We start from the raw sequence: 21,725 nt of genomic DNA, 5'->3' as shown, positions 1-21,725 counted from the left end.
GGGTTATTGTTTTACAACCTCTCCGTTTTTCATCACAAAGCTTACCTCGTTAAGCGTATTGATGTCCTCCAGCGGGTTTGATTTAACAGCAATCAGATCTGCTTTAAAGCCCGGGGCTATTTGTCCTAAATCATTTTCAGCCTGCAACACCAGCGCGCTGATGGTGGTTGCACTTTGAATAGCTTCCAGCGGAGTCATCCCGGCCTCGACCATATAGCCAAATTCCTTAGCATTTTCCCCGTGAGGGAAAACTCCGGCATCGGTACCGAAGGCAATAGGGACTCCTTTTTTATAGGCCATCGCAAATGTTTTCTGAAGTTGCGGGCCTATTTCAAGAGCTTTTGGAACGATCACTTCCGGGTAATAGCCTTTTATGAGCGCTTTGTCTGCCACAAACTTACCGGCGCTTAACGTAGGGACATAATAAGTGTTGTATTTGATCATCAGGTCTGCCGTTTCTTCACTCATAAGGGTACCGTGCTCAATAGTTTTAACACCGGCTTTAATGGCGCGCTGCATACCTTCGTCGCCGTGCGCGTGCGCAGCAACCTGTAGACCATAATCTTTCCCCGTTTTAACTATGGTTTCAATTTCTTCCGGGGTAAACTGTGGGTTTTGCCCATTTTTAGCGACACTGAGTACCCCGCCGGTAGCCGTAATTTTGATCCAGTCTGCTCCGTTTTTATAGCGTTGGCGTACAGCCTTTCGGGCATCGTCTGCATTATTAACCACGCCTTCCTTCGGGCCGGGATCACTCATCAGCTCTTTTTTATAGCCGTTTGTAGGATCTGCATGGCCACCGGTAGTGCCTAGTGCTTTTTCGGCAGTAAAAATGCGCGGCCCAATCACTTTACCCATATTAATCGCGTTGCGAAGCGAAACATTAACACCGCTGCCACCCAAATCTCTAACCGATGTAAAACCGGCCATTAAGGTCTTTTGAGCATACAGCTGCGCATTGTAAGCCACATCGGCATCGTTAAGGGTAAAGGTTTCCAGATATTTTGTGGGGCTGGTTTCGCTTTCAATATGCACGTGCATATCGATAAGACCGGGCAAAAGTGTTTGATTCTGAAGATTTACAACTCTGCCCTCCCCAGACCTGTAACCGTCAAGTATTTGCGCAATCGTATCTGCTGTTACTACAATCGTTTTTCCGCTCAGCATTTTACCGGACTTTACATCCAGAATGTTGCCGGCCTGAATGTAAGTGGTTTGTGCCAAAACATTCAAGCAGACTAATAGAAGAGCTGAAAAAACAAGTACGTTGCGCATCATTTCAGGTGTTAGGAATTGAGGTATTCGATGATGCTGTCGCAGATGTATGCAATCTGATCATCGTCCAGTTCGGTATGCATCGGCAATGAAATAACTTCTTTTGCAAGCTGATTGGTCACACTAAAATCGGCTTCATTATAACGCGGGTCTGTATATGCCTTTTGCCTGTGCAGCGGTATGGGATAGTAGACACCGCAAGGGATGTCTTTTGAATTCAGATGCTTTACAAGACCATCGCGGTCGCAATCCTTCAGTCTAAGGGTGTATTGATGAAAAACATGGCAATCACAGGTCTCACAAATAAGCGGAGTTGTTATTTTGGCGTGATCCCTTAGCCTTTCGGTATATTTTCGCGCAGCTGCACGACGTTTGGTATTATAGGTATCCAGATGCGGCAATTTAGCCCGAAGCACTGCAGCCTGAATTGAATCTAGTCGTGAGTTGACGCCTACCACATCGTGATGGTAGCGCTCGTACATCCCGTGATTTACAATACCTCTAAGTGTATGAGCCAGATCATCGTCGTTTGTAAATATTGCCCCACCGTCGCCGTAGCATCCCAGATTTTTTGAGGGGAAGAACGAAGTGCTGCCTACGTGACCTATGGTTCCTGTTTTGACTTTTGAACCATCTCTGCGGGTGTAATTTGCGCCAATACCCTGAGCGTTATCTTCAATAACAAAAAGGTTGTGCTCGTTTGCAATTTCCATAATGGCGTCCATATCGGCAACCTGACCAAAAAGATGAACCGGTACAATAGCTTTTGTTTTGGGTGTGATCGCTCGTTTAATAGCTTCGACATCAATATTAAAACCGTAAGGATTCACATCAACGAGTACGGGTGTAAGTTGCAAAAGGGCAATAACCTCTACCGTGGCGGCAAACGTAAAGTCGGCCGTGATTACCTCGTCGCCGGGTTTAAGCCCCAGACCCATCATCGCAATCTGCAGCGCATCGGTACCGTTTGCGCAGGGGATGACGTGTTTCACATTTAAATACTCCTCAAGTTCTTTTTGAAAACCGTGAACCTCAGGGCCATTTATAAATGCGGTGGTATCAATAACTTCTTGAATAGAGCGGTTTACCTGCTCTTTTATGGGTTCGTACTGACCTTTAAGGTCAACCATTTGAATTTTTTTCATCGAGTCAAAATTTTGCCATCCCCTTTAAAAGCATAAGCTGATTCGGGCTGGTCTTGGTCAATAATTTAGAGGCCTTTTAGAGGCTGGTATAGATTTATCTGGTGCCGAAAAAATAGTATTCAGAATAGCAATTATGCCTGTAAGTAAGAAAATCTTCGGTTTACGAAAGTACGAAATCTGCACCCTATACCCAACGGCTTTTTTTGTGGAAATGGCTACTTTTACGCCGGTATGCGACAGCTCTATTCTTTTTTTATACAGGTCTTTGAATGGCTTTTGCCGGTTTTGGGATTATTTAGTGCTAAGCTGAAGGAATTCAGGCAGGTGCGCCGGGATGTTTTTTCTAAACTGAGGTCAGATCTTCATTCCGATGATCAGGTGATATGGGTTCACGCTGCGTCCCTCGGGGAATATGAACAGGCGGTGCCCGTACTTGAGGGATTGCGCGAAAACTATCCTGCTGCGAAGATCGTTCTTACCTTTTTCTCCCCATCGGGATATAGTGTGCGCAAAAACACTCCTTTGGCCGATGTGGTGACCTATCTGCCTCTGGATACGCTTGCAAATGCCCGGGAATTTGTAGGTCTCGTTAAGCCCATACTTGCGATTTTTGTCAAATATGAGTTTTGGCCTAATTACCTTCACGCCCTGCAAAGACAAAAGGTGCAAACGCTATTGATTTCAGGAGTTTTTAGAGAAAGTCAGCCGTTTTTCAAATGGTACGGCAGCTGGATGAAATCTTCTTTAAGCGCATTTAACTATTTTTTTCTGCAAAATGAAGAATCGCTAAGGGCACTAAATAAGTTAGGTTATTCCAATGCCGCAGTGAGTGGAGACACGCGTTTTGACCGCGTCGCCCGCCAGCGCACCTACGATAACAGGCTTGAATTTATTGAGGAGTTCAGGCAGAATCAAGTGCTTTTGGTTTGTGGAAGTACCTGGCCTGAAGATGAAAAGCTGTTGATCGATTTTATTAACAATACTGCGGCTAAGGTCGTAGTCGCTCCACATAAAATTGAAGCAGAAAAAGTAGATCGATTTATCAAACAACTTAAGCGTAAGACGCAGAAGTATTCCGGTTACGACAAAGACCAGCTGAGATCTGCAGGTGTTTTGGTATTGGACCATGTGGGGCTTTTGAGCAAAGTTTACTACTATGCAGATGTGGCCTATGTAGGCGGGGCTGCCGGTAACACAGGTCTGCATAATATACTCGAACCGGCAACCTTTGGTATTCCCATCGTTACCGGAATGCATATCGAAAAGTTTCAGGAGGCTCAGGATCTGCGGAAATTGGCAGGATTATTTACAGTGTCAAATCCTGACGAAGCAAATTCTGTTTTAAATAAACTAATAGCTGATAAAGCCTTCCGGGAACAAACCGGGATGATAGCCGGGCACTTTATATCAAGCCAAACTGGGGCAACCAAAACAATTTTAGATTATCTCAACTCTCAGACACTCACCGCCTGATTAAGGTAGTTGCGAAAGGGCAGCATTTCTTTATAAACATCGATCACAATTTTTTCAAAATCGTCACCGGTTACAATTTTCTGAGTAAGGTCATACTGTACGGCAAAGGACTTCATGCGCAATAATTCAATATACCTGTGTTCCTGAGAAAAACCCTTGGGAGCTGTTTTCAGACTGTCGCCGTCATCAATTAAACTGCCAAATTTTTCTTTAAACGAGGGTTTTTCAAGAATTTCAATAAACTCTTCTCCATTGTAATCGAATGCTTGCCTTATACTATGCAGTAATTCACTCTTCGGTTTATAAAACCCGCCTGCTATAAAACTTTCTGAAGTGCCCAAATGAATGTAAAAATCCCCGTGATTGGGAGCCACATCAAGACCGGCACCAAAATGATCTTTATAGATGGGTTTATTAGGATGGTATAGTAAGTTATTATTGATGCGGTTTATGGCTTTTTTGCCCGTTGTAGGATGATAATCAGGGTCCACATCAGCGAGTTTCATATCCATTTGGTTCAGCCAGTCGATGTAAAAATCACGTACCTCGTGATAGTAGCTACGGTGTTCATCCATCCATTCTTTTGAATTGTTTTTCTGTAACTCCCGTAGAAAATCATACAATTTGTAAAAGCTCATTTTTGCTTTAAAAATACTGGGAATACCTCTGGAAAAGCCTTAAAACACTCGTATTTAACGCATTGTTAGGCTAGTTTTGGCAATCATTTATAATTGTTGCAAACCAACACAATTAAAATCCTGCTACTTTTGAACATTGAATTAAACCTAATTAATTATGAAAAAAGCAATTTTATTCTTGACTTTAAGCCTTTCTGCTTTAGTAACTTTTTCATGTAGGGAAGCCGAAGAAAAGGAAAAAGAAACGGTTATAGTAAAAGAAGTTGAAGTTGAGAAACCCGCAGAACGTGAAGGCATTCTGGAGCGTACTGCCAAGAAAGTAGATGAGGAAGTCAATAAAGAAATTGATCAGGAAATCGATAACATCGGAGACGATAACAAATAATAAGATTATGAAACGTTATAGCTATTTAGCAGTAGTTCTTCTCGGTTTAACTTTGTCAGTAACATCCTGTCGCGAAAAAAGTGAAAAGGAAAAACTGATTGAAGAAATGAAAGAGGATGGGGCTACCATCAAAGAAAAATCAGACGACGGGGATTACAAACTCAAGATGGAAACTGATGACAAAGAGGTTAAAATCAAGGAGGATGCCGACGGCGAAACCAAAATAAAGATAGACAACTAGTCGCAATCACCATCACTTAGTACTAAAACCACCGGATTTCCGGTGGTTTTTTTATGGGTATCGCAAGAAGGCTATACTGCTGCTTGCCTTGAAATTCAAAAAGCATGCCCCTACGGACTTCTATTAGTGGGTTATTGCAGGTTGCGCATTTGGTTTTTCAATTCTTCCATTCCCTGTTGTAATTCGCGCAACAAACTGCTTTCTGAAGGGGCATCAAGATTAAAGGTAAGTTTGCTGTTTACCTGCCACAATTCCTGAATATCACTCACCTGCACCTCGTAAGGCACGTATTCCTGATTAATAGAAATCAAAAGAACTTTTGAAGGATCGGGTAGTTTCTGAAGTTTTTTAACTACAACGGCATCGGGCATGACCACCACATATACCTTGTTGGACGTTACCTCGTTCATGCTGGCAACGGCTTTGCCCAGCACCCAGTCATCAGGCATAAAATTTGGCAACATACTGTCTCCCTCAACCTGAAAACCGCGATAGGTGGCGTTTCTGTATTGCGGAAGCGGTAAATCAAAGGCAGGTAACTGCTGGTACCACTCCACATCCTGAACATTCTGCGGGTATCCGGCAGCAGCTTTTTGGTTAACCATAACCAGATTTTCCTGATCTGCAGAGTCTACCGTTACCACTTTTGGGCTTACATCCCCTTTACCGGCGTGAAGCAGCTTTTGATTGCTGTAACCAAAAAGCCATAACGGATTTACATTGTACAGGCGCAACAACTCGGTTACTACCTGACCGGAAAGTTTTGTTCTTCCGCGCTCTATGTCTGCGGTAGAATTTTTAATGCCTAAAGCCTCGGCAAACTCGGTTTGCGTAAGGTTTTGTTCTTCCCGTATTTGTTTAAATCGGCGAATATCGCCGGTTACATCGTTGATTCCCATAACGTAAAAATAGTATTATTTGGAAAAAATCCTATTTAAAGTTAGGAAAAAATCCGTAATACGGAAAAATTCTTTATTTTCGTAAATATTCCGAATCGATTGCAGGCACAATGGTATTTGATTTTTACAATGCCTGAAAGCCAAAACCTTAATCTGCCAGACTTTTAAATTATGAATTTTGAACGCCTTCGCGAAAAACTGAATATCCTTGCAGATGCTGCCAAGTACGACGTGTCCTGTTCCAGCAGCGGCAGCAAGCGCACCAATACAAATAAAGGTTTGGGCGACAGTAGTGGAATGGGCATTTGCCACAGCTACACCGAAGATGGTCGCTGTATCTCACTGCTCAAAATTTTACTGACCAATCATTGTATTTTTGATTGCGCCTATTGCGTAAGCCGAAAGAGTAATGACATCAAACGTGCAGGATTTAAAATTCAGGAAGTTGTAGATCTTACCATCAATTTTTACCGGCGTAACTATATAGAAGGTTTGTTTTTAAGCAGCGGAATTTTTTCAAGTCCTGATTATACGATGGAGCGGCTTATTGCAGTAGCCAAAAAACTGCGCCTCGAAGAAAATTTCAACGGGTATATTCACCTGAAATCCATACCCGGATGCAGTGATGAGTTGATGCAGGAGGCTGGTCTTTATGCAGACCGACTTTCCATAAATATAGAAATCCCTACGGTCTCCGGGCTTAAATTATTAGCTCCCGAGAAAGATCATAAGGATTTTATAAGACCTATGGAAACGGTAAAGAATAGCATTTCCATTTATCAGGCCGAGAAAAAACTATTCGGGAAAACACCGGTTTATGCTCCTGCGGGTCAAAGCACCCAGATGATTGTGGGGGCAACCGGGGAGAGTGACAAAGACATTATGTACAGTGCCGTGCATTATTACAGCACCTACAAGATGAAAAGGGTCTATTATTCGGGTTATGTTCCTGTTTTGGAAGATAATAGGCTACCGGCATTGGGAACCGAAGTGCCGATGCTTCGGGAAAACCGCTTGTATCAAACAGATTGGCTGTTGCGGTTCTACGGGTTTGATGTGCGCGAACTTTTAAATAAAGACCATCCCAATCTGGATGTGGATATAGACCCTAAACTCAGCTGGGCACTGCGCAACCTGCAGCATTTTCCGGTGGATGTTAACAAGGCAGATAAGCACATGCTTGCCCGCATTCCGGGACTGGGGATGAAATCGGTTTATAAAATTATTAATGCACGCAGATACCGAAAGCTCAATTGGGAACATCTCAAGACAATAGGTATTGCGATGAACCGGGCCAAGTATTTTATGGTGTGTGATTCTAAAGACTGGGAGCGCAGGGATCTCGAGCCGCAACGCATCAAAAGCATGATTTTACAAAGCAGTCAAAGCAAATATCAGAAAATGTATAACCAGCAATTGCAATTATTTTAAAGCAATTATGACCAGACTCATTTATGACGGAAGTTTTGAGGGTTTGTTAACCGCAATTTTTCAGGTGTATGAAGAGCGCCTGCAGGACGTTGCTATAATTCCTGTAAGTAGTTTGCAACCCGATTTTTTTAGTGAAGATCTTAGGGTGTATACCGACGCAAATAAGGCAGATCGCGTATGGCAGGGATTGAAACCGTTCAGCCTTCTCAGGCAAATGATTTATAAAGCCTATCTGAGAGAGGCGGCAGGAGCCGAAAAGAGTATTCTGGAAGCCGTGCGCTATGTGCTCAAAACCAAAAATGAAAAAGATTACGGGCATCCTGCGATTCTGCAATTGGCAAACTGGACCAAAGAGGTAGGCCGTGAGAAGCATCGCACGGAGGCTTTTGTGCGTTTTAAACGGGCTAAAGATGATACCTATATCGCAGTCATAGAACCTGATTTTAATGTGTTGCCGCTTATTGCAAAACATTTTAAAAACAGATATGCAGATCAGGTTTTTGTGATTTATGATCTGAAGCGTGACTACGGCATCTTTTACGATCTTCACAAAACCGAATTTATAAGTCTTGATGCTGCCCGCCTAAGTAATTTAAACACCATCATCCACGAAGAAGAACGCGGCTATGATGCGATGTGGCAGGATTACTTTAAAAGTACCGGGATTAAAAGCAGGGTGAATAAGAAACTGCACCTAAGGCACGTTCCCAAACGCTATTGGAAATATTTAAATGAAAAAAATCCCGATTAAAGAGAAATGAGTAATTTTAGTTTAAACAATAAACCATTATTATGAAACGTATTTTTTTAAGTTTTGCGATGCTTGCAATCCTGGCCACAACCTATTCGTGTAGAGAAACCACTCAGGAAAAAACCGAAGATGCGGTAGAAGCCATAGGAGAGGATATTGAGGATGCGGCCGAAGAAACAGGGGAAGCAATTAAGGAAGGAGCAGATGAACTCAACGATGAGATTCAGGGCAACGATGATATGTAATTAATATTAGAAAGCCTTTTTCTACGCAATTAAACCGTAAAAAAGCATCTTAAAATTCAATTTTAAGATGCTTTTTAGTTTGGGTAATACTTCGGAATTTTGAAAAAATAAAATTCAACCCACTTATAATCATTAAATTAATTTATGTGTTGCACAATTTTTATCAAAAATATAATTCGTTAAAAAATTTAATAAAAATTAAGAATAAGCCTCATTAATTTATATACATTTGACAGCAATTAACGCTAATTAAATTTAATACGATTATGAAAAAATTTATGTTTAGTGCTTTCGCACTTTTACTAATGGTTTCTGTTTCTGCTTGTCGCGAAACAACTGAAGAAAAAGCTGAAGATGCAATGGAAAGCGCTGCTGACGACATGGGTGATGCTATGGATGATGCAGGTGATGCTGTTGAAGAAGCTGCTGAAGATACCGGAGATGCAATCGAAGAAGGTGCTCAGGAAGTAGAAGATGAAGTTGAAGGAAACGACGACAACATGTAATCTCTTCTTAGAGAAATATATTAAAAGCCCGGTTTTACCGGGCTTTTTTTAGTTTTAAAATAATGCTATTTAACCGGCCATACACTCTTCCGTGTTACACCGAAGCGCTGCTGGTCTCTGCATTGCGATCTACTTTTTTGACCAGACCCTGCAACACTTTACCTGGGCCAACTTCTATAAATTGAGTAGCACCGTCCTTAAGCATATTTTCAACGCTTTGAGTCCATTTTACCGGAGCGGTTAATTGGAATAAAAGGTTCTTTTTAATTTCAGCAGGATCGGTTACTGCAGTGGTGCTTACATTTTGATAAATAGGGCAGCTGGGTTCGCTAAAGGTGGTTTTCTCAATTGCAGCAGCAAGTTCTTCACGCGCAGGCTCCATAAGAGGCGAGTGAAATGCACCGCCTACAGGAAGCAGAAGTGCGCGTTTTGCCCCACGCTCTTTTAGTCTTTCGCAGGCCTCTTCAACCGCTTTAATTTCTCCTGATATGATGAGCTGGCCGGGGCAATTGTAATTTGCAGCGACTACAACTCCGTTTACGTCTGCGCATACCGCTTCAACAAGTGCGTCTTCAAGACCTAAAATTGCTGCCATAGTCGAAGGTACGTGGTCACAGGCTTTTTGCATAGCCTGCGCTCTTTGGGCTACAAGACGTAGACCGTCTTCAAAACCTAAAACCCCATTGGCAACAAGCGCCGAAATTTCACCAAGCGAATGCCCGGCAACCATTTGTGGAGTGGCTTCTGATCCCAATGCTTTAAAAAGAGCTACCGAATGTAAAAAAATAGCAGGCTGCGTAACTTTTGTTTCCTTAAGTTCATCGGCGGTGCCTTCAAACATAATTTTGGTAAGGTCAAAACCCAGAATTTCATTAGCTTTTTCAAACAATTCACGGGCTGTGGCAGAGGCTTCATAAACGTCTTTACCCATTCCTGTAAATTGTGCTCCCTGTCCGGGGAAAATATATGCTTTCATAATTTGATTTTTCTAGTTAATGCAAAAATACACATACCATTAGGTATTTAGAAATTTAAAAGCTTCTTCAAAATCCCTACATTTAAATCTGAAATCTGTATTATGAAATTTACACCGCTCATTTTTTTCCTCAGTTTTTCTCTGGCTGTTTGCGCACAAACAGAAAAGCCAGACGAATTGATGCTCTCTACCACTGCGCCCAAAGATACCTGGTATTATCAGGGTAAAAAGGCTGCGCTTAAGGAGGCAACAATGCAGTTAGAATACGCACTTACGCGCCCAGATTCGCTTAGCTATCTATTTGTAGTAGATGGCCAGTATTTGTCACTACAGAAGTTTAAAGATTATAAAACGAGTATTCTGCAGCAGCTGCGTAGCCTGCATTTTGTAAAATCTATAGACAGCCTTATGGGCTATCCTTCACCTGGAAATCGTACGCTGGTTTTAATCACAACGGAAGATTAGCAGCCTAAACTTGTAATGATCCGGTTTCTCCTAAATCTGTTTTTTCTCCGGTAACGGCTCCGTAGGCCATTTTTAAAAGGCTTACGAGTTTATTGGATTTTGAATCCCAATACTGAGCGCTGATGGGTCTAAATTTAATCGCAGTTAAATTAGGATCGTCTTTCCCATCAAACCAGGCGTCATCACTCTTACCATACAATTCATCTAAAATAGTGCGATCACGCGTAATCTCAGCCTCACCGTACACGCTTAAAAATTCAAAATCTCCGGGCTTTGAGTAAAATAGCTGGGCTTTAGGGTCTTTTTGAATATTTGCGTTGTGATCACTATTTGCGTTGCTCAAAAACCAAATGCTTCCATCATCACCAATCCTTTTTGTAGACATGGGTATCGCATCAATGGGCTGGTTTTTAAGGTCTGTTGCCAAGAAGGCAAAGTCAATTGAGGTTGCGAGTTTTTTTAATTTCTTAAGGGCTTCGGTATTCTTTAAATTTTCGGTACTCATGATTTTTTCTTTTAAAGGTACAGCGAAGGCGTATTTGGAAACTTTAATTTGAAGCCAATTATTTCGGTCAAAAAACTAAAGTTTGTTAAGGCTACAAATACTGCTTAAGTATCGCTTTCGCGGAAGCGTAATAAGGACCGCCAAAAAGATTTACGTGAACCAGAATGTAGTAGAGTTGCCAGAGTTTAATACGGCTTTCCCAACCTTCGGTTAATGGGTGGGAAGAATTATAAGCTTCAAAAGTAAGGGAAGAAAAACCGCCGAAGAGCTGCATCAGGGCTAAATCCATCTCGCGGGGTGCATAGCAGGTAGCGGGATCAATGAGTGTGGGTTTACCTGCTTCGCTTACCATATAATTACCGGACCACAAATCGCCGTGAATTAGCGCAGCGGGTTCCCTTGGAATCAGGCTTTCGATGTTTTTGTAAAAAGGATCTAATTTCTCGAACGAATAGCCGCGTTCGCGGGCCATTTTAAACTGAGGTTCAAGACGTTGATTGATGTAAAACGAAACCGCATCGGGCTCCTCGGTGTTAGCTTGTGGTAAACTGCCTATATAATTATCTTTTACAAAGCCAAAGGCCGCCGTGTTGTGATGCATTGCAGCAAGCTGTTCGCCAAAGCTTTGGTCAAAGGTTTCGGCCTTGGGCGCAGCGTCTATATATTCCAGAATCAGAAAACTTTGATCTTCAAAAGTGCCGGTATGCAATACTTCGGGGATTCGAAAGGTTTTGGTTTTTGCAAGCTCTTCAAGCCCCAGTTTCTCCAACTCAAACATATTGGGGAAGGCTGTGGCATCATTTACTTTAACCACAAAACTTTTGGTAACCGTATCTATTTTGTAGACATCATTGATATCACCTCCTGTCAATGCTGCGGTGTTTGTGATGTTTTGGTCTAAATGGTCTGAAAGGTGTTTTTTAAGATTTTCGTTTAGCATAAGTGAGGTACGTAAATGCGTAGTCGTGTCGCTCATCGGTATCGTGAAACGCGCTTGAAACCAGTTCCCACTTGTCGGGATCAATTTCAGGAAAAAAAGCGTCTGCTTCAAAGCTGCCGTGAACGCGGGTGAGTTCTATATGCGTTGCCTGTTCCAGGGCAAGTTTATAAATCTCTCCACCGCCAATTATCCAGATTTGCTCCTCTTTTTCAGCCATTTTGAGTGCTTCTTCCAGATTTTTGGCCACAAGAACGCCTTCAAATTTTGGCTGATAATTTTCCTGTCTGGTGATGACGATGTGGGTTCGGTTGGGTAATGGAGTTGGAAAAGACTCCAGTGTTTTTCTACCCATAATGATGTAATGATGGGAGGTAAGCTTTTTAAAGCGTTTGAAATCATCGGGCAAATGCCAGATCATTTGATTGTCTTTACCAAGGGCGTTATTTTCGGCTGCTGCAGCAATAAGGGTAATCATAGGGGTTCAGGAATTAAAGGGTCGGTCTGTTGCAGAGGTAATGCCCGGGTTGCTTTTAGGAAGCGGATGATCGTTTTCTACTTTTGTCTGAAGTTTGGCAATTTTGGCTTTTTGTTTGGCTACCAGTTTGTCTAATTGCTCATTTTCCCATTTTTTAGTCATAAAAGAATTGAGCAAAAACACATTTAAGGCGTGTATAAGAAACAGGAAGAACCAAATCAACACTGCCCATACAAACCAGTCTACCGAAGCCGGCCGGAATGCCGAACCAAAATCAAGAAACTTATTGAGAATAATAAAGAGCACACCGCCTGCCAGAAAAACAATAAAATGTCTGAAGAGGTTTTTTTTCTGTTTAACCCGTTTTTGCGCATACTCGATGAGTTCGCGCTGCTCCGGATCAATTTTGGAACTTTCCTGTTTTTTTGAGAACATAGTTATAGGGTAAATGTATTTGTATAAATAGATTTTGCAGATTAACAGCAAATTGTAAAGTAATGCGCTATCTGGGCTTTACCTTTACTGGAACTGGTTAAATTTACAAGAAATACTTATGCTTTTACCTTATGAAAAACCTAAAAAAGGAATTTCCCCTTACATCAAGTTACGTACATCTTAATACTGCCGGGTCTGGATTATTGTCCGAAACGGTTTTAGACTTCAGACAAAATCACGATCTTGACTATCTCGTGCTGGGTAGTATTTTGAAAGATGAGCAGGGGGCATTTATTGATAAGGTGCGCGAGGATGTTGCCCGTTTTTTTCACCATACCCCGCAATATACCTCGCTGCATCCCAGCTTTTCGATTGGTTTTAATGCCTTGCTGGAAGCATTTGACGCCAACACCCGTTTTTTGCTGCTTGATGTAGATTACCCATCTATAAACTGGGCGGTAGAGCAGCGTGGTTTTGATATCCAGTATGCGCGAATTGATGAATGGCTCGAAGATAATATAGAGCAGGCCGTTATAAAACACAAACCCGATGTACTTTGCCTGAGTCTGATTCAATATTTGAATGGAATACGCATTGATTTTGAATTTCTGAAGCAATTAAAGGAGAATAACCCCGGCCTGCTGATTATTGCAGACGGTACCCAATATGTGGGGATAGAAGATTTTGATTTTGGCCAAAGCGGAATAGACATCCTTGGGGCCAGCGCTTATAAATGGTTGAATGCTGGTTATGGGAATGCTTTTTTCCTCTTTAAACCCGAAGTAGAAGAACGCCTGAAGCCCAAAAATCTGGGTTTTGGCTCAGATAAAGGTAAGTATAAGTCTGAAGATTTTAATTTATTAAGCCGAATGGAGCCCGGTCATCTGGACACCTTAAATATGGGTAGCCTACAGGCGGCACTAGGTTTGGTAAGAAAAATAGGTTTTGCTTCGATCACCGATCAAATTCAAAAATTACAGCAGTTTGCATTTGAAGCTTTCGCAGAACGCAATTTACTTAGTGACGAAGTGCTCAAGCGAAAAATTCACGGGCCTTTTTACACGATTAAAGGCGATGAGAAAACCTTTGAAAAGCTTCGGGCTAATGATGTCATCTGTTCTTTGCGCGGATCGGGAATTCGGGTTAGTTTCCATTATTTTAATACAGAATCAGACATACAGAAGCTTTTGAAGTTAATTTAGCATTATCGATAAGGTTTTGAGCGTTAATATATTATGGATTTATTTTTCAAAAACGATTTCGTAATCAGGAATATAAGATAGTTATCCGCTCTGACTGAGATATTCGAAAAAATGAGCATAAATACCTGATTTTTTGGGTTTTATGCGATTTCAGTTTTAAATTTGAACCAACTTAAATGAATTTGTTATGCCAATTACGAAACAATTTTTAAAATCGAAACCCGAGTGTAAAGTTACTTTTACCGTGCTTGATGCTGATGCAAATGCAGTGGCTGTTGCCGGTGATTTTAACGACTGGGAAAAGACTGAACTTAAAAAACTAAAAAACGGTTCTTTTAAAGGACAACTCAATATACCTGTTGATGCTACTTACGAATTTCGTTATTCTGTAGATGGAGAATGGGTAAATGAGCCTGAAGCAGACGGCTATAAGTTTAATGAATTTGCCGGAGCCGAAAACAGTCTTTTGACGCTTTAGCAGAAAGTGTTGTACACCTCAAAAGCCGTCAAAACCATTAGGTCCTGACGGCTTTTTTAGTTACCGCTTTTTTAAAAGGAGTTCTGTGTTTTAAAGTTTTTTAAACACGTAGTCTGTAAAATAGCGTTTTGAATCTTCAAATTGTTGAATAACCCGAAGACCAGATTGGCGTGCAAGCCAGTCAACAATGTGGTCGTCATACTTTTGGGATATTTCGGTATGAATGCTTTCCCAGGGCGATAGGTTAATCTCGAGGTTCAACTTATTCAGATTTACTTTTTGGGCTTTGGTGCTAACCAAAAAGCTCTTTGTTGTACCCGTCTCGGGATCGTAAGTGGGCCAGTGTTTAAAGGCTTCGCAATCAAAATTAGCGTCTAGGCTTTTATTGATGCGTTTCAGTACATTTTTATTAAATGCTTCGGTCACACCCTGACTGTCATTATAGGCATTTAGAATAACCGTGGGATCTTTTTTCTGATCAAAGCCCATAAACAGCAAGTCATCTGCCGTCATGCATTTTTGAATGTCTGAAAGGAAACTCACGGCGTGCTCGTGATTGAGATTACCTATGTTAGAACCCAAAACCATTATTACGGTCTTCTTTTGACCAGATCGCTTGCACAGTTTTTCTAAAACCTCAAAGTAAGTTCCCTGTTGGGTTACAACCTGTAAATCCGGTAAGCTTATCTGTAAATCCTGCTCCAGATTGTCTAGAGCATTTTGACTGATGTCAATAGGCTTGTAGGTTACGGGAATGTTTTTGGCTACGAGATGGTTTAGTAAAACCTTTGTTTTTTTACCGTCACCGGCGCCCAGTTCTACCAGTTCAAAGCCATCTTTTCCTGAAAATAAAGAAGCAATCTCGGCAGTGTGGGTATCTAAAATCTCATACTCACAACCGGTAAGGTAATATTCCGGAAGATGCATGATTTGCTGAAAAAGATGATCTCCTTCCTTATCGTAGAACCATTTGGAAGAAATGTATTTCGGGAAGGCAGTAAGGCCCTCGTAAATTTCCTTATAAAAGGTAGTGTCGAACTGCTGTCCGGTTTTTTTCGTCTTCATAATGCTGTTATTTCGCTAAACGAATCCCGGTGAATTGCCAGCGTAGATGGGGATGGAAAAAATTGCGGTAGGTAGGACGGGTATGATTTGCTGAAGTGGCTACCGAACCACCGCGAAGCGTTTTTTGATTAACCATAAATTTGCCGTTGTATTCACCCAATGCTCCCGGAGCTTTGGTGTAACCGGGGTAAGGCAAATAAGCACTTTCGGTCCATTCCCAACGCTCTCCCCAATTGAAATGCTCCTGAGCAGCTTCCCACTCATACTCGGTAGGAAGGCGCAGACCGCGCCACTGGGCATAGGCGAAAGCTTCGTAATAGGAGATGTGCGTCACGGGTGCTTTGAGGTTAAGGGGTTTATAACCGCCGAGGGTATAATGCATGCTCACACCGTCTGCGGTATGCCAGTATTGAGGTGCTTTAATGGTGTTTGCACAAACCCAGGCCCAGCCTTCACTATGCCAGAGCAGGGCATCCTCGTAGCCGCCTGCCTCTATGAATTCAAGATATTCTGCATTGGTGACCAGTGTGTTTGAAATCTCAAATGGGTTGAGATATACCTTGTGCTTGCTCAATTCATTATCGTAACAGAAATCTGGGCCCTCGTGGCCTATTTCATAAATTCCGGCGTCGAGCTGAATCCATTTTTGAGAATCAGAAACAGGCTTATTTTCCTGAAAACTTTCAGAATAGGTGGGCAGCAGCGGATTATTTCCCAGAATGTATTTGATGTCGGTAAGCAACAGTTCCTGATGCTGTTTTTCGTGATGAATGCCTATTTCTACGAGGCTCTCAATTTCGGGCGTCAGGTTTTTTTCATCGCTCAGCCAATCTTTCAATTGTGCAGTGACGTAGTTGCGGTAGTCGTAAATCTCATTAACTGTGGGGCGTGAAAGGTTTCCGCGATCGGTGCGCACCACGCGGGCACCCATACTTTCGTAGTAACTGTTGAAAACAAAGGAAAATTGCGAATTGTATTCTTTGTAACCGGGTTTGTGTTTTTTCAGAATAAAATCTTCAAAAAACCAGGTGGTGTGACCCAAATGCCATTTTGGGGGCGATACATCTTCGATAGGCTGCACCACGTAATCCTCGATCTGTAAAGGTTTACATAGGGTTTCGCTATGCTTGCGGGTTTCCAATAAAAAGTCGAGAAGAGCAGTTGTGCTAACAATCATACCAATGAATTATAACTAAGAGTTATTCTCAAAGTTACAATTTAAAAAGTATAGCTCCTGATTGCTAGAAGTTAAGCCCGCGTTAAAAGGTAAAGGGCATCGAGTATTTTATAGCCCGGGGTTTACCGCCTGCCTGTCCCGGTGTCATTTGAGGGATGGCCATTATGTTGCGCTTGGCTTCTTCCTGAAGGGGTTTAGTGCCTCCTTTAACACCTAGGATTTGCGGTTTCCCCTCTTCATTGATCACAAAATCAACGATTACCGGTTCTTTAACCGTTCCTTTTTTGTAACCTTCCGGAAATTTGAAATTGGTAACTACGTGATTGACCAGTTGTTTTTTGAAGCAGGCTTTTTTGTCTGCATCAGAACCTGAGCAACCCGGCCACACCGGTGGAACTTCACGGATGCTAATGGCATTTCCCGATACGGTGATTCCTTCCTGTGCATAGGTGTTGCCAAAAAAGGCCAGAAGGGCGATAATTAAGAATTTTTTCATGACTTGAAGATTTGGGGTTATACAGCGACTGCTCCTTTAATATGGGGATGCGGGTCGTAATTTTCTAAAGTAAAGTCCTCAAACGTAAAACTAAATAAGTCTTTTACTTCAGGATTTAATTTAATCGTCGGTAAGTTGCGTATTTCCCGGCTCAATTGCAAATTTAATTGCTCGATGTGGTTGTTGTAGATGTGGGCATCGCCAAAGGTGTGTACAAAATCACCGGGAGCATAATCGCAAACCTGAGCAACCATCATCGTAAAAAGTGCGTAGGAAGCGATATTGAAGGGCACTCCCAGAAATACATCTGCACTGCGCTGATAAAGCTGGCAGGATAAGCGGGGGCGTTTGTCTTCGGCATCGGGATTACCGGGTGCCACATAGAACTGAAAAAACGCGTGGCAGGGAGGCAGCGCCGCTTTGCCGTTAGCCACATTTTCTGCAAACGATTTGCGGGTATCTGGCATTACACTGGGATTCCAAGCCGAAACGAGCATGCGTCTGCTGTTGGGGTTGGTTTTTAGCGTTTTAACAACTTCGGTGATCTGGTCGATCTCCTCACTGTTCCAGTTGCGCCATTGATGGCCGTAAACAGGGCCCAGGTCTCCATTTTCATCGGCCCATTCGTTCCAGATGCGAACCCCATTTTCCTGTAGATAGGCAATATTGGTGTCTCCTTTTAAAAACCAGAGCAATTCGTAAATAATCGATTTCAGATGCAGTTTTTTAGTGGTTACCATCGGGAAACCTTCACTTAAGTCAAAGCGCATTTGATAGCCAAAAACGCTCAGGGTTCCTGTACCGGTGCGGTCTCCCTTTTGAACGCCTTCGTTCAGAATATGTTTTACTAAGTCGTGATATTGCTTCATAGTTTGAAAATTTTCAGCCTTTAAAATTAAATATAAGCTCTGCTTTGAAACTCCAATTTTGGAATTTTTACTAAATACTTATTAACGTATATTCGCTCACTCGTTTTTACAATAATTTGTTACTTTTATTCGATGCTGTTAAAAACCATTACCTATTCCTTCGGAGAGGCAAAATATTACGCCAAGTTCATTCATTTCAAGTTTAATGAAGACTTGAAGGAGGTTGTACTCGAAAATTCTAAACAAATTTTTGCCGATGTTGAAAGCTTTTACGGCTCTGATAAGTACGTATTTATTTCTGAAAGAGGTCTGGGAACCTCACTAGATCCCAGTTTTATTAAATCGCTGAATCTTTCTAAAATGAAAGCGGTAGCGGTTGTTTCTCCGGATGTGGCTAAAAGGCGCGATGAATTGATTAAAGAGCAGAATTACATCAAAGGCTCTTTTGCTTTTTTTACAAGCTACGAAGCTGCAGAGCACTGGGCACGAACCTTCGATTAACGCTTCCGGCTTCTTTATCCTATAATCATACCTGCTATAGTTGCAGATAGCAAGGACGCAAGCGTACCACCAATCACGGCTTTTAAACCAAATTCAGACAAGGTTTTTCGTTGTTTAGGTGCCAAAGAACCAATGCCGCCTATTTGTATTCCGATAGAGGCGAAATTGGCAAATCCACAGAGCATATAGGTAGCCATAATCACCGACTTTTGATAGGTAAAGCTCAATTCGTTAAGCGGATTTTTAAGCTCGGCCAGCTGAATGTATCCTACAAACTCACTCGCAGCGAGTTTGATACCCAGCAATTGTCCCATAAGCATCACATCTTCTGAAGCCACACCTATAAGCCACATGAGTGGGGCAAATAAAGTTCCCAAAACAGACTCTAAGGAGAATTTGGGATACGGGGTGTTTTCCGCTAGGAAGCTGTTGAGTGTGGTGACTTCGCCTATTTTTTCGAAGCCGTAGTTGATCATCGCTATAAATGCTACAAAAACCAGTAACATCGCACCAACGTTTGCGGCAAGTTTTAGACCCTCGGTTGTACCTGTAGCAATAGCGTCAAGAATATTTGCGCCAATTTTATCCTGCGAAACTTCCACACGGGAATCAATAGGCTCCTGTTGCGGATATAAAAGTTTTGAAATCACGATTGCTCCGGGTGCTGCCATTACCGAAGCAGCAAGCAAATGCCTGGCAAACTCGAGTCTTAAGGCGTTGTCATCTCCTCCTAAAAAACCTATGTATGCAGCGAGCACGCCCCCGGCCACAGTTGCCATCCCACCAATCATGACCAACAGGATTTCAGAACGCGTCATACGCTCCAGATAGGCTTTAATCATCAGTGGGGCTTCGGTTTGTCCCAGAAATATGTTTCCGGCAACCGATAAACTTTCGGCACCTGAGATATTCATTAATTTGGTAAGTACCCAGGCCATTCCCTTTACAACGATCTGCACAACGCCCAGGTAAAAAAGAACTGAAGTAAGTGCTGAGAAAAAGATGATTGTGGGCAATACCTGAAAAATAAAAATAAAGCCATAACTGTTAACGTCCATCATTCCGCCTAAAAGAAACTCACTTCCTGCTGCGGTAAAATCAAGGATTTTGACGAATATTTTGCCTACAAATTCAAATGCTCTCTGCACAAACGGGACGCGCAAAACGCCAATGGCCAGTAAAAGCTGTGCTGCAAGCCCAACCCCAATGGTTTTCCAGTTTATCGCTTTCCTGTTGTTGCTCAATAAGTAGGCGATCACCAATAGGCAAAGCATTCCCAAAACCCCGCGCCAAAGGCTGTCAAATGAAAAACCGGCGTTTGGGATAATTTCTTTAGAAGCGGCTACCGGTAAGGTTTCCTGCAGACTTTGCGCAAATGAACTAACTGTACTTAAAAGAAGGATGAGTAACGGGAGTAATTTTCGCATCAAGTTTAATTGCGTTTAGAAATTTCGTCCCTGATTTTAGCTGCGGCTTCGTAGTCTTCAGCCGCAACGGCTTGCTCGAGCAGGGAATTGAGTTCGCTAAGCGAAAGCTTTTTGTAATCGCTTCTTGGCTCTGCTTCTTCAGGATCGTCAACAACGAGCTGATCTACCAGTACATCATCTTCGGGTCTGGAATCACTTTCAGAACCCTTTAAATAGATACCGGCTTTTTCCAGAATATTTTTATAGGTAAAAATAGGAGCGTTAAAACGCAGCGCCAGCGAGATTGCGTCACTGGTGCGGGCATCGATGATCTCTTCGGTGCCCTCGCGCTCGCAGATAATGCTGCTGTAAAACACCCCGTCTACAAGCTTGTGAATAATCACCTGCTTTACCTGAATGTCAAACCGGTCTGCAAAATTTTTAAAAAGATCGTGGGTAAGCGGCCGTGGAGGCTTGATCTCTTTCTCTAAAGCGATAGCGATAGATTGAGCTTCAAAGGCTCCTATGACAATAGGCAACTTACGGTCACCTTCTACTTCACTCAGGATTAATGCGTACGCGCCGTTTTGCGTCTGGCTGTACGATATCCCTTTTATATTTAAGCGCACTAAACTCATAGGGTGTAAAAATATAAAAAAGGCTGTTTAAAACCGGATTAACATCACAATTTAAACAGCCTTTAAACTTTTATGCTTTTAAAACTAGGAGTTGTTTGCTTTAAACTCTTTTAATTTTTCGTTTAAACGGGGCACCACATCAAAAGCATCACCTACAATCCCGTAGTCTGCGGCCTTGAAAAAGGGAGCTTCAGGATCGGTATTGATGACTACTTTGGTTTTAGAGGCATTGATTCCTGCAAGGTGCTGTATCGCTCCGGAAATACCAATGGCAATGTATAGGTTAGAGGCTACAGGCTTACCGGTTTGCCCCACGTGCTCGCCGTGCGGTCTCCAGCCCATATCTGATACGGGTTTAGAACAAGCGGTAGCTGCACCCAGAATATCAGCCATTTCTTCAATCATTCCCCAATTTTCAGGGCCTTTAAGTCCGCGACCACCGCTAACTACGATTTCTGCATCGGCAATGGTAACCTTGTCTTTGGCCTTGTCAACAGATTTTACTTCAATATTGAAATGTTTATCATCAAGACCGGGTTCAAAAGCTGCTTCCGAAGCTTCTTTTTGAGACTCTTTAAGGCCAAAACTGTTTTTAGAAAGACCTACGATTTTCACATCGGTTTTAATTTCGGTATGATTGAACGCTTTATTGGTAAACGCCGTACGTTTTACTTTAAAAGGAGATTCGCTTTCCGGTAGCGCCACTACGTTTGAAGCATAGCCTGCTTGCAGGTCAATAGCGAGCAATGGAGCGAGGTATTTGGCATTAGCACTGCTGCTTACCACGATTACTTTAGCGCTTTCCTGTTGTGCTGCCTGAGTAATGGCTGCTGCGTAGGCATTGGCGTTAAATTTGCCGAGCTTGTCATTTTTAACGTGCATGACCTTGTCTGCACCATAAGTGCCCAGCGAAGCGGTTTCATCTGCATTAAACGCCACAGCGGTTACGGTGGTGCCCAGCATATCTGCAATACCACGGGCATAGCTTACTACTTCGTAAGCGGTCTTTTTAAATTTTCCTTCTTCTGATTCTGTATATACTAAAACTGACATATTCTTTATTTTTTAGGATTTCGCAATTGCGAAAAAAATTCGTTCCTGATTATTG

General features: G+C 42.3%; 27 protein-coding genes. 11 read left to right on the top strand and 16 right to left on the bottom strand.

From position 1 onward, the window contains the following. Positions 1–3: 3 nt before the first annotated feature. Together LLW17_RS04505 and LLW17_RS04500 are read right to left on the bottom strand one after the other, a co-directional pair. Complete coding sequence (locus tag LLW17_RS04505; protein WP_228229172.1) at positions 4–1,275, bottom strand: metal-dependent hydrolase family protein; 1,272 nt, start codon at positions 1,273–1,275, stop codon at positions 4–6. A gap of 11 nt (positions 1,276–1,286) precedes the next feature. Next, entirely contained in the window at positions 1,287–2,420 is a 1,134-nt protein-coding gene (locus tag LLW17_RS04500; RefSeq protein ID WP_228229073.1) for a DegT/DnrJ/EryC1/StrS family aminotransferase, read from the bottom strand. Between the two features lie 231 nt (positions 2,421–2,651). Between LLW17_RS04500 and LLW17_RS04495 the strand changes: the two genes are divergently transcribed. Beyond that, positions 2,652–3,893: a 3-deoxy-D-manno-octulosonic acid transferase gene (locus LLW17_RS04495; protein ID WP_228229072.1), complete on the top strand. Its 1,242-nt coding sequence runs from the start codon at positions 2,652–2,654 to the stop codon at positions 3,891–3,893. Here LLW17_RS04495 and LLW17_RS04490 read toward each other — a convergent pair. Continuing rightward, positions 3,875–4,531 (bottom strand): DUF2461 domain-containing protein, encoded by a 657-nt coding sequence (locus LLW17_RS04490; RefSeq protein ID WP_228229071.1) that lies wholly within the window; start codon positions 4,529–4,531, stop codon positions 3,875–3,877. The two genes, LLW17_RS04495 and LLW17_RS04490, sit on opposite strands and share 19 nt — an antisense overlap. 157 nt (positions 4,532–4,688) lie before the next feature. Between LLW17_RS04490 and LLW17_RS04485 the strand changes: the two genes are divergently transcribed. After that, entirely contained in the window at positions 4,689–4,916 is a 228-nt protein-coding gene (locus tag LLW17_RS04485) for a hypothetical protein (RefSeq protein WP_228229070.1), read from the top strand. Between the two features lie 7 nt (positions 4,917–4,923). Further along, complete coding sequence (locus LLW17_RS04480) at positions 4,924–5,157, top strand: hypothetical protein (RefSeq protein ID WP_228229069.1); 234 nt, start codon at positions 4,924–4,926, stop codon at positions 5,155–5,157. 131 nt (positions 5,158–5,288) lie between these two features. On the opposite strand, the gene LLW17_RS04475 is transcribed toward LLW17_RS04480, so the two are convergent. Then, on the bottom strand, positions 5,289–6,056 hold the full coding sequence (locus tag LLW17_RS04475; RefSeq protein ID WP_228229068.1) for a LexA family transcriptional regulator: 768 nt from the start codon (positions 6,054–6,056) through the stop codon (positions 5,289–5,291). A 171-nt stretch (positions 6,057–6,227) separates the two neighbouring features. Between LLW17_RS04475 and LLW17_RS04470 the strand changes: the two genes are divergently transcribed. From LLW17_RS04470 to LLW17_RS04455, 4 genes are all read left to right on the top strand, one after another. Then, on the top strand, positions 6,228–7,487 hold the full coding sequence (locus tag LLW17_RS04470; protein ID WP_228229067.1) for a putative DNA modification/repair radical SAM protein: 1,260 nt from the start codon (positions 6,228–6,230) through the stop codon (positions 7,485–7,487). Between the two features lie 7 nt (positions 7,488–7,494). After that, entirely contained in the window at positions 7,495–8,238 is a 744-nt protein-coding gene (locus LLW17_RS04465; RefSeq protein WP_228229066.1) for a TIGR03915 family putative DNA repair protein, read from the top strand. A 41-nt stretch (positions 8,239–8,279) separates the two neighbouring features. Further along, positions 8,280–8,483, top strand: coding sequence for a hypothetical protein (locus LLW17_RS04460; protein ID WP_228229065.1), 204 nt, complete (start codon positions 8,280–8,282; stop codon positions 8,481–8,483). Positions 8,484–8,761: 278 nt separating this feature from the next. Further along, complete coding sequence (locus LLW17_RS04455) at positions 8,762–8,989, top strand: hypothetical protein (RefSeq protein ID WP_350355195.1); 228 nt, start codon at positions 8,762–8,764, stop codon at positions 8,987–8,989. Positions 8,990–9,083: 94 nt separating this feature from the next. Here the strand turns inward: LLW17_RS04455 and fabD are convergent, their stop codons facing one another. Continuing rightward, complete coding sequence (gene fabD, locus LLW17_RS04450; RefSeq protein WP_228229063.1) at positions 9,084–9,965, bottom strand: ACP S-malonyltransferase; 882 nt, start codon at positions 9,963–9,965, stop codon at positions 9,084–9,086. A gap of 102 nt (positions 9,966–10,067) precedes the next feature. On the opposite strand from fabD, the gene LLW17_RS04445 reads away from it, so the two are divergent. Beyond that, positions 10,068–10,430, top strand: a complete 363-nt coding sequence (locus tag LLW17_RS04445; RefSeq protein WP_228229062.1) for a hypothetical protein — start codon at positions 10,068–10,070, stop codon at positions 10,428–10,430. A 4-nt stretch (positions 10,431–10,434) separates the two neighbouring features. Here the strand turns inward: LLW17_RS04445 and LLW17_RS04440 are convergent, their stop codons facing one another. From LLW17_RS04440 to LLW17_RS04425, 4 genes are all read right to left on the bottom strand, one after another. Then, positions 10,435–10,935: a pyridoxamine 5'-phosphate oxidase family protein gene (locus LLW17_RS04440; RefSeq protein WP_228229061.1), complete on the bottom strand. Its 501-nt coding sequence runs from the start codon at positions 10,933–10,935 to the stop codon at positions 10,435–10,437. Positions 10,936–11,026: 91 nt separating this feature from the next. Next, positions 11,027–11,911, bottom strand: a complete 885-nt coding sequence (locus tag LLW17_RS04435) for a fructosamine kinase family protein (RefSeq protein WP_228229060.1) — start codon at positions 11,909–11,911, stop codon at positions 11,027–11,029. Beyond that, a complete protein-coding gene (locus tag LLW17_RS04430) occupies positions 11,856–12,350 on the bottom strand; it encodes a dihydrofolate reductase (protein ID WP_228229059.1) in 495 nt (164 codons plus the stop codon). Before LLW17_RS04430 ends, LLW17_RS04435 begins: the two co-directional genes overlap by 56 nt. Before the next feature lie 6 nt (positions 12,351–12,356). Next, positions 12,357–12,785: a 2TM domain-containing protein gene (locus tag LLW17_RS04425; protein WP_228229058.1), complete on the bottom strand. Its 429-nt coding sequence runs from the start codon at positions 12,783–12,785 to the stop codon at positions 12,357–12,359. Positions 12,786–12,916: 131 nt separating this feature from the next. Here LLW17_RS04425 and LLW17_RS04420 point away from each other — a divergent pair, with 131 nt between their 5' ends. Both LLW17_RS04420 and LLW17_RS04415 read left to right on the top strand, forming a co-directional pair. Further along, positions 12,917–13,987 (top strand): aminotransferase class V-fold PLP-dependent enzyme, encoded by a 1,071-nt coding sequence (locus LLW17_RS04420; protein WP_228229057.1) that lies wholly within the window; start codon positions 12,917–12,919, stop codon positions 13,985–13,987. Between the two features lie 187 nt (positions 13,988–14,174). Continuing rightward, on the top strand, positions 14,175–14,465 hold the full coding sequence (locus LLW17_RS04415; protein WP_228229056.1) for an isoamylase early set domain-containing protein: 291 nt from the start codon (positions 14,175–14,177) through the stop codon (positions 14,463–14,465). Positions 14,466–14,555: 90 nt separating this feature from the next. Here LLW17_RS04415 and LLW17_RS04410 read toward each other — a convergent pair whose 3' ends face one another. From LLW17_RS04410 to LLW17_RS04395, 4 genes are all read right to left on the bottom strand, one after another. After that, positions 14,556–15,530, bottom strand: coding sequence for an L-histidine N(alpha)-methyltransferase (locus tag LLW17_RS04410; RefSeq protein ID WP_228229055.1), 975 nt, complete (start codon positions 15,528–15,530; stop codon positions 14,556–14,558). Between the two features lie 7 nt (positions 15,531–15,537). Then, a complete protein-coding gene (gene egtB / locus LLW17_RS04405) occupies positions 15,538–16,704 on the bottom strand; it encodes an ergothioneine biosynthesis protein EgtB (protein WP_434084770.1) in 1,167 nt (388 codons plus the stop codon). An 85-nt stretch (positions 16,705–16,789) separates the two neighbouring features. After that, the gene (locus LLW17_RS04400) at positions 16,790–17,203 is read right to left on the bottom strand and encodes an energy transducer TonB (RefSeq protein WP_228229053.1); all 414 of its coding nucleotides are present in this window, start codon (positions 17,201–17,203) and stop codon (positions 16,790–16,792) included. 17 nt (positions 17,204–17,220) lie between these two features. Beyond that, entirely contained in the window at positions 17,221–18,072 is an 852-nt protein-coding gene (locus LLW17_RS04395; RefSeq protein WP_228229052.1) for a thymidylate synthase, read from the bottom strand. Positions 18,073–18,204: 132 nt separating this feature from the next. Between LLW17_RS04395 and LLW17_RS04390 the strand changes: the two genes are divergently transcribed. After that, the gene (locus tag LLW17_RS04390) at positions 18,205–18,573 is read left to right on the top strand and encodes a hypothetical protein (RefSeq protein WP_228229051.1); all 369 of its coding nucleotides are present in this window, start codon (positions 18,205–18,207) and stop codon (positions 18,571–18,573) included. 14 nt (positions 18,574–18,587) lie between these two features. Here LLW17_RS04390 and LLW17_RS04385 read toward each other — a convergent pair whose 3' ends face one another. From LLW17_RS04385 to LLW17_RS04375, 3 genes are all read right to left on the bottom strand, one after another. Next, complete coding sequence (locus LLW17_RS04385; RefSeq protein ID WP_228229050.1) at positions 18,588–20,000, bottom strand: NupC/NupG family nucleoside CNT transporter; 1,413 nt, start codon at positions 19,998–20,000, stop codon at positions 18,588–18,590. Positions 20,001–20,005: 5 nt separating this feature from the next. Beyond that, complete coding sequence (locus tag LLW17_RS04380; protein ID WP_228229049.1) at positions 20,006–20,617, bottom strand: bifunctional nuclease family protein; 612 nt, start codon at positions 20,615–20,617, stop codon at positions 20,006–20,008. Between the two features lie 84 nt (positions 20,618–20,701). After that, positions 20,702–21,670, bottom strand: coding sequence for an electron transfer flavoprotein subunit alpha/FixB family protein (locus LLW17_RS04375; protein ID WP_228229048.1), 969 nt, complete (start codon positions 21,668–21,670; stop codon positions 20,702–20,704). Positions 21,671–21,725 lie beyond the last annotated feature (55 nt).

Source organism: Leeuwenhoekiella parthenopeia (genome assembly GCF_020782115.1).
Lineage (GTDB): Bacteria > Bacteroidota > Bacteroidia > Flavobacteriales > Flavobacteriaceae > Leeuwenhoekiella > Leeuwenhoekiella parthenopeia.
Note: the sequence above shows the minus strand (reverse complement) of the source record. Positions and strands in the feature narration are given on the sequence as shown.

Excerpts from the sequence above, each read along its gene's own strand:
- LLW17_RS04505 (WP_228229172.1), bottom strand. The coding sequence starts at position 1,275 with ATGCGCAACGTACTTGTTTTTTCAGCTCTTCTATTAGTCTGCTTGAAT.
- LLW17_RS04500 (WP_228229073.1), bottom strand. The coding sequence starts at position 2,420 with ATGAAAAAAATTCAAATGGTTGACCTTAAAGGTCAGTACGAACCCATA.
- LLW17_RS04495 (WP_228229072.1), top strand. The coding sequence starts at position 2,652 with ATGCGACAGCTCTATTCTTTTTTTATACAGGTCTTTGAATGGCTTTTG.
- LLW17_RS04490 (WP_228229071.1), bottom strand. The coding sequence starts at position 4,531 with ATGAGCTTTTACAAATTGTATGATTTTCTACGGGAGTTACAGAAAAAC.
- LLW17_RS04485 (WP_228229070.1), top strand. The coding sequence starts at position 4,689 with ATGAAAAAAGCAATTTTATTCTTGACTTTAAGCCTTTCTGCTTTAGTA.
- LLW17_RS04480 (WP_228229069.1), top strand. The coding sequence starts at position 4,924 with ATGAAACGTTATAGCTATTTAGCAGTAGTTCTTCTCGGTTTAACTTTG.
- LLW17_RS04475 (WP_228229068.1), bottom strand. The coding sequence starts at position 6,056 with ATGGGAATCAACGATGTAACCGGCGATATTCGCCGATTTAAACAAATA.
- LLW17_RS04470 (WP_228229067.1), top strand. The coding sequence starts at position 6,228 with ATGAATTTTGAACGCCTTCGCGAAAAACTGAATATCCTTGCAGATGCT.
- LLW17_RS04465 (WP_228229066.1), top strand. The coding sequence starts at position 7,495 with ATGACCAGACTCATTTATGACGGAAGTTTTGAGGGTTTGTTAACCGCA.
- LLW17_RS04460 (WP_228229065.1), top strand. The coding sequence starts at position 8,280 with ATGAAACGTATTTTTTTAAGTTTTGCGATGCTTGCAATCCTGGCCACA.
- LLW17_RS04455 (WP_350355195.1), top strand. The coding sequence starts at position 8,762 with ATGTTTAGTGCTTTCGCACTTTTACTAATGGTTTCTGTTTCTGCTTGT.
- fabD (WP_228229063.1), bottom strand. The coding sequence starts at position 9,965 with ATGAAAGCATATATTTTCCCCGGACAGGGAGCACAATTTACAGGAATG.
- LLW17_RS04445 (WP_228229062.1), top strand. The coding sequence starts at position 10,068 with ATGAAATTTACACCGCTCATTTTTTTCCTCAGTTTTTCTCTGGCTGTT.
- LLW17_RS04440 (WP_228229061.1), bottom strand. The coding sequence starts at position 10,935 with ATGAGTACCGAAAATTTAAAGAATACCGAAGCCCTTAAGAAATTAAAA.
- LLW17_RS04435 (WP_228229060.1), bottom strand. The coding sequence starts at position 11,911 with ATGAGCGACACGACTACGCATTTACGTACCTCACTTATGCTAAACGAA.
- LLW17_RS04430 (WP_228229059.1), bottom strand. The coding sequence starts at position 12,350 with ATGATTACCCTTATTGCTGCAGCAGCCGAAAATAACGCCCTTGGTAAA.
- LLW17_RS04425 (WP_228229058.1), bottom strand. The coding sequence starts at position 12,785 with ATGTTCTCAAAAAAACAGGAAAGTTCCAAAATTGATCCGGAGCAGCGC.
- LLW17_RS04420 (WP_228229057.1), top strand. The coding sequence starts at position 12,917 with ATGAAAAACCTAAAAAAGGAATTTCCCCTTACATCAAGTTACGTACAT.
- LLW17_RS04415 (WP_228229056.1), top strand. The coding sequence starts at position 14,175 with ATGCCAATTACGAAACAATTTTTAAAATCGAAACCCGAGTGTAAAGTT.
- LLW17_RS04410 (WP_228229055.1), bottom strand. The coding sequence starts at position 15,530 with ATGAAGACGAAAAAAACCGGACAGCAGTTCGACACTACCTTTTATAAG.
- LLW17_RS04400 (WP_228229053.1), bottom strand. The coding sequence starts at position 17,203 with ATGAAAAAATTCTTAATTATCGCCCTTCTGGCCTTTTTTGGCAACACC.
- LLW17_RS04395 (WP_228229052.1), bottom strand. The coding sequence starts at position 18,072 with ATGAAGCAATATCACGACTTAGTAAAACATATTCTGAACGAAGGCGTT.
- LLW17_RS04390 (WP_228229051.1), top strand. The coding sequence starts at position 18,205 with ATGCTGTTAAAAACCATTACCTATTCCTTCGGAGAGGCAAAATATTAC.
- LLW17_RS04385 (WP_228229050.1), bottom strand. The coding sequence starts at position 20,000 with ATGCGAAAATTACTCCCGTTACTCATCCTTCTTTTAAGTACAGTTAGT.
- LLW17_RS04380 (WP_228229049.1), bottom strand. The coding sequence starts at position 20,617 with ATGAGTTTAGTGCGCTTAAATATAAAAGGGATATCGTACAGCCAGACG.
- LLW17_RS04375 (WP_228229048.1), bottom strand. The coding sequence starts at position 21,670 with ATGTCAGTTTTAGTATATACAGAATCAGAAGAAGGAAAATTTAAAAAG.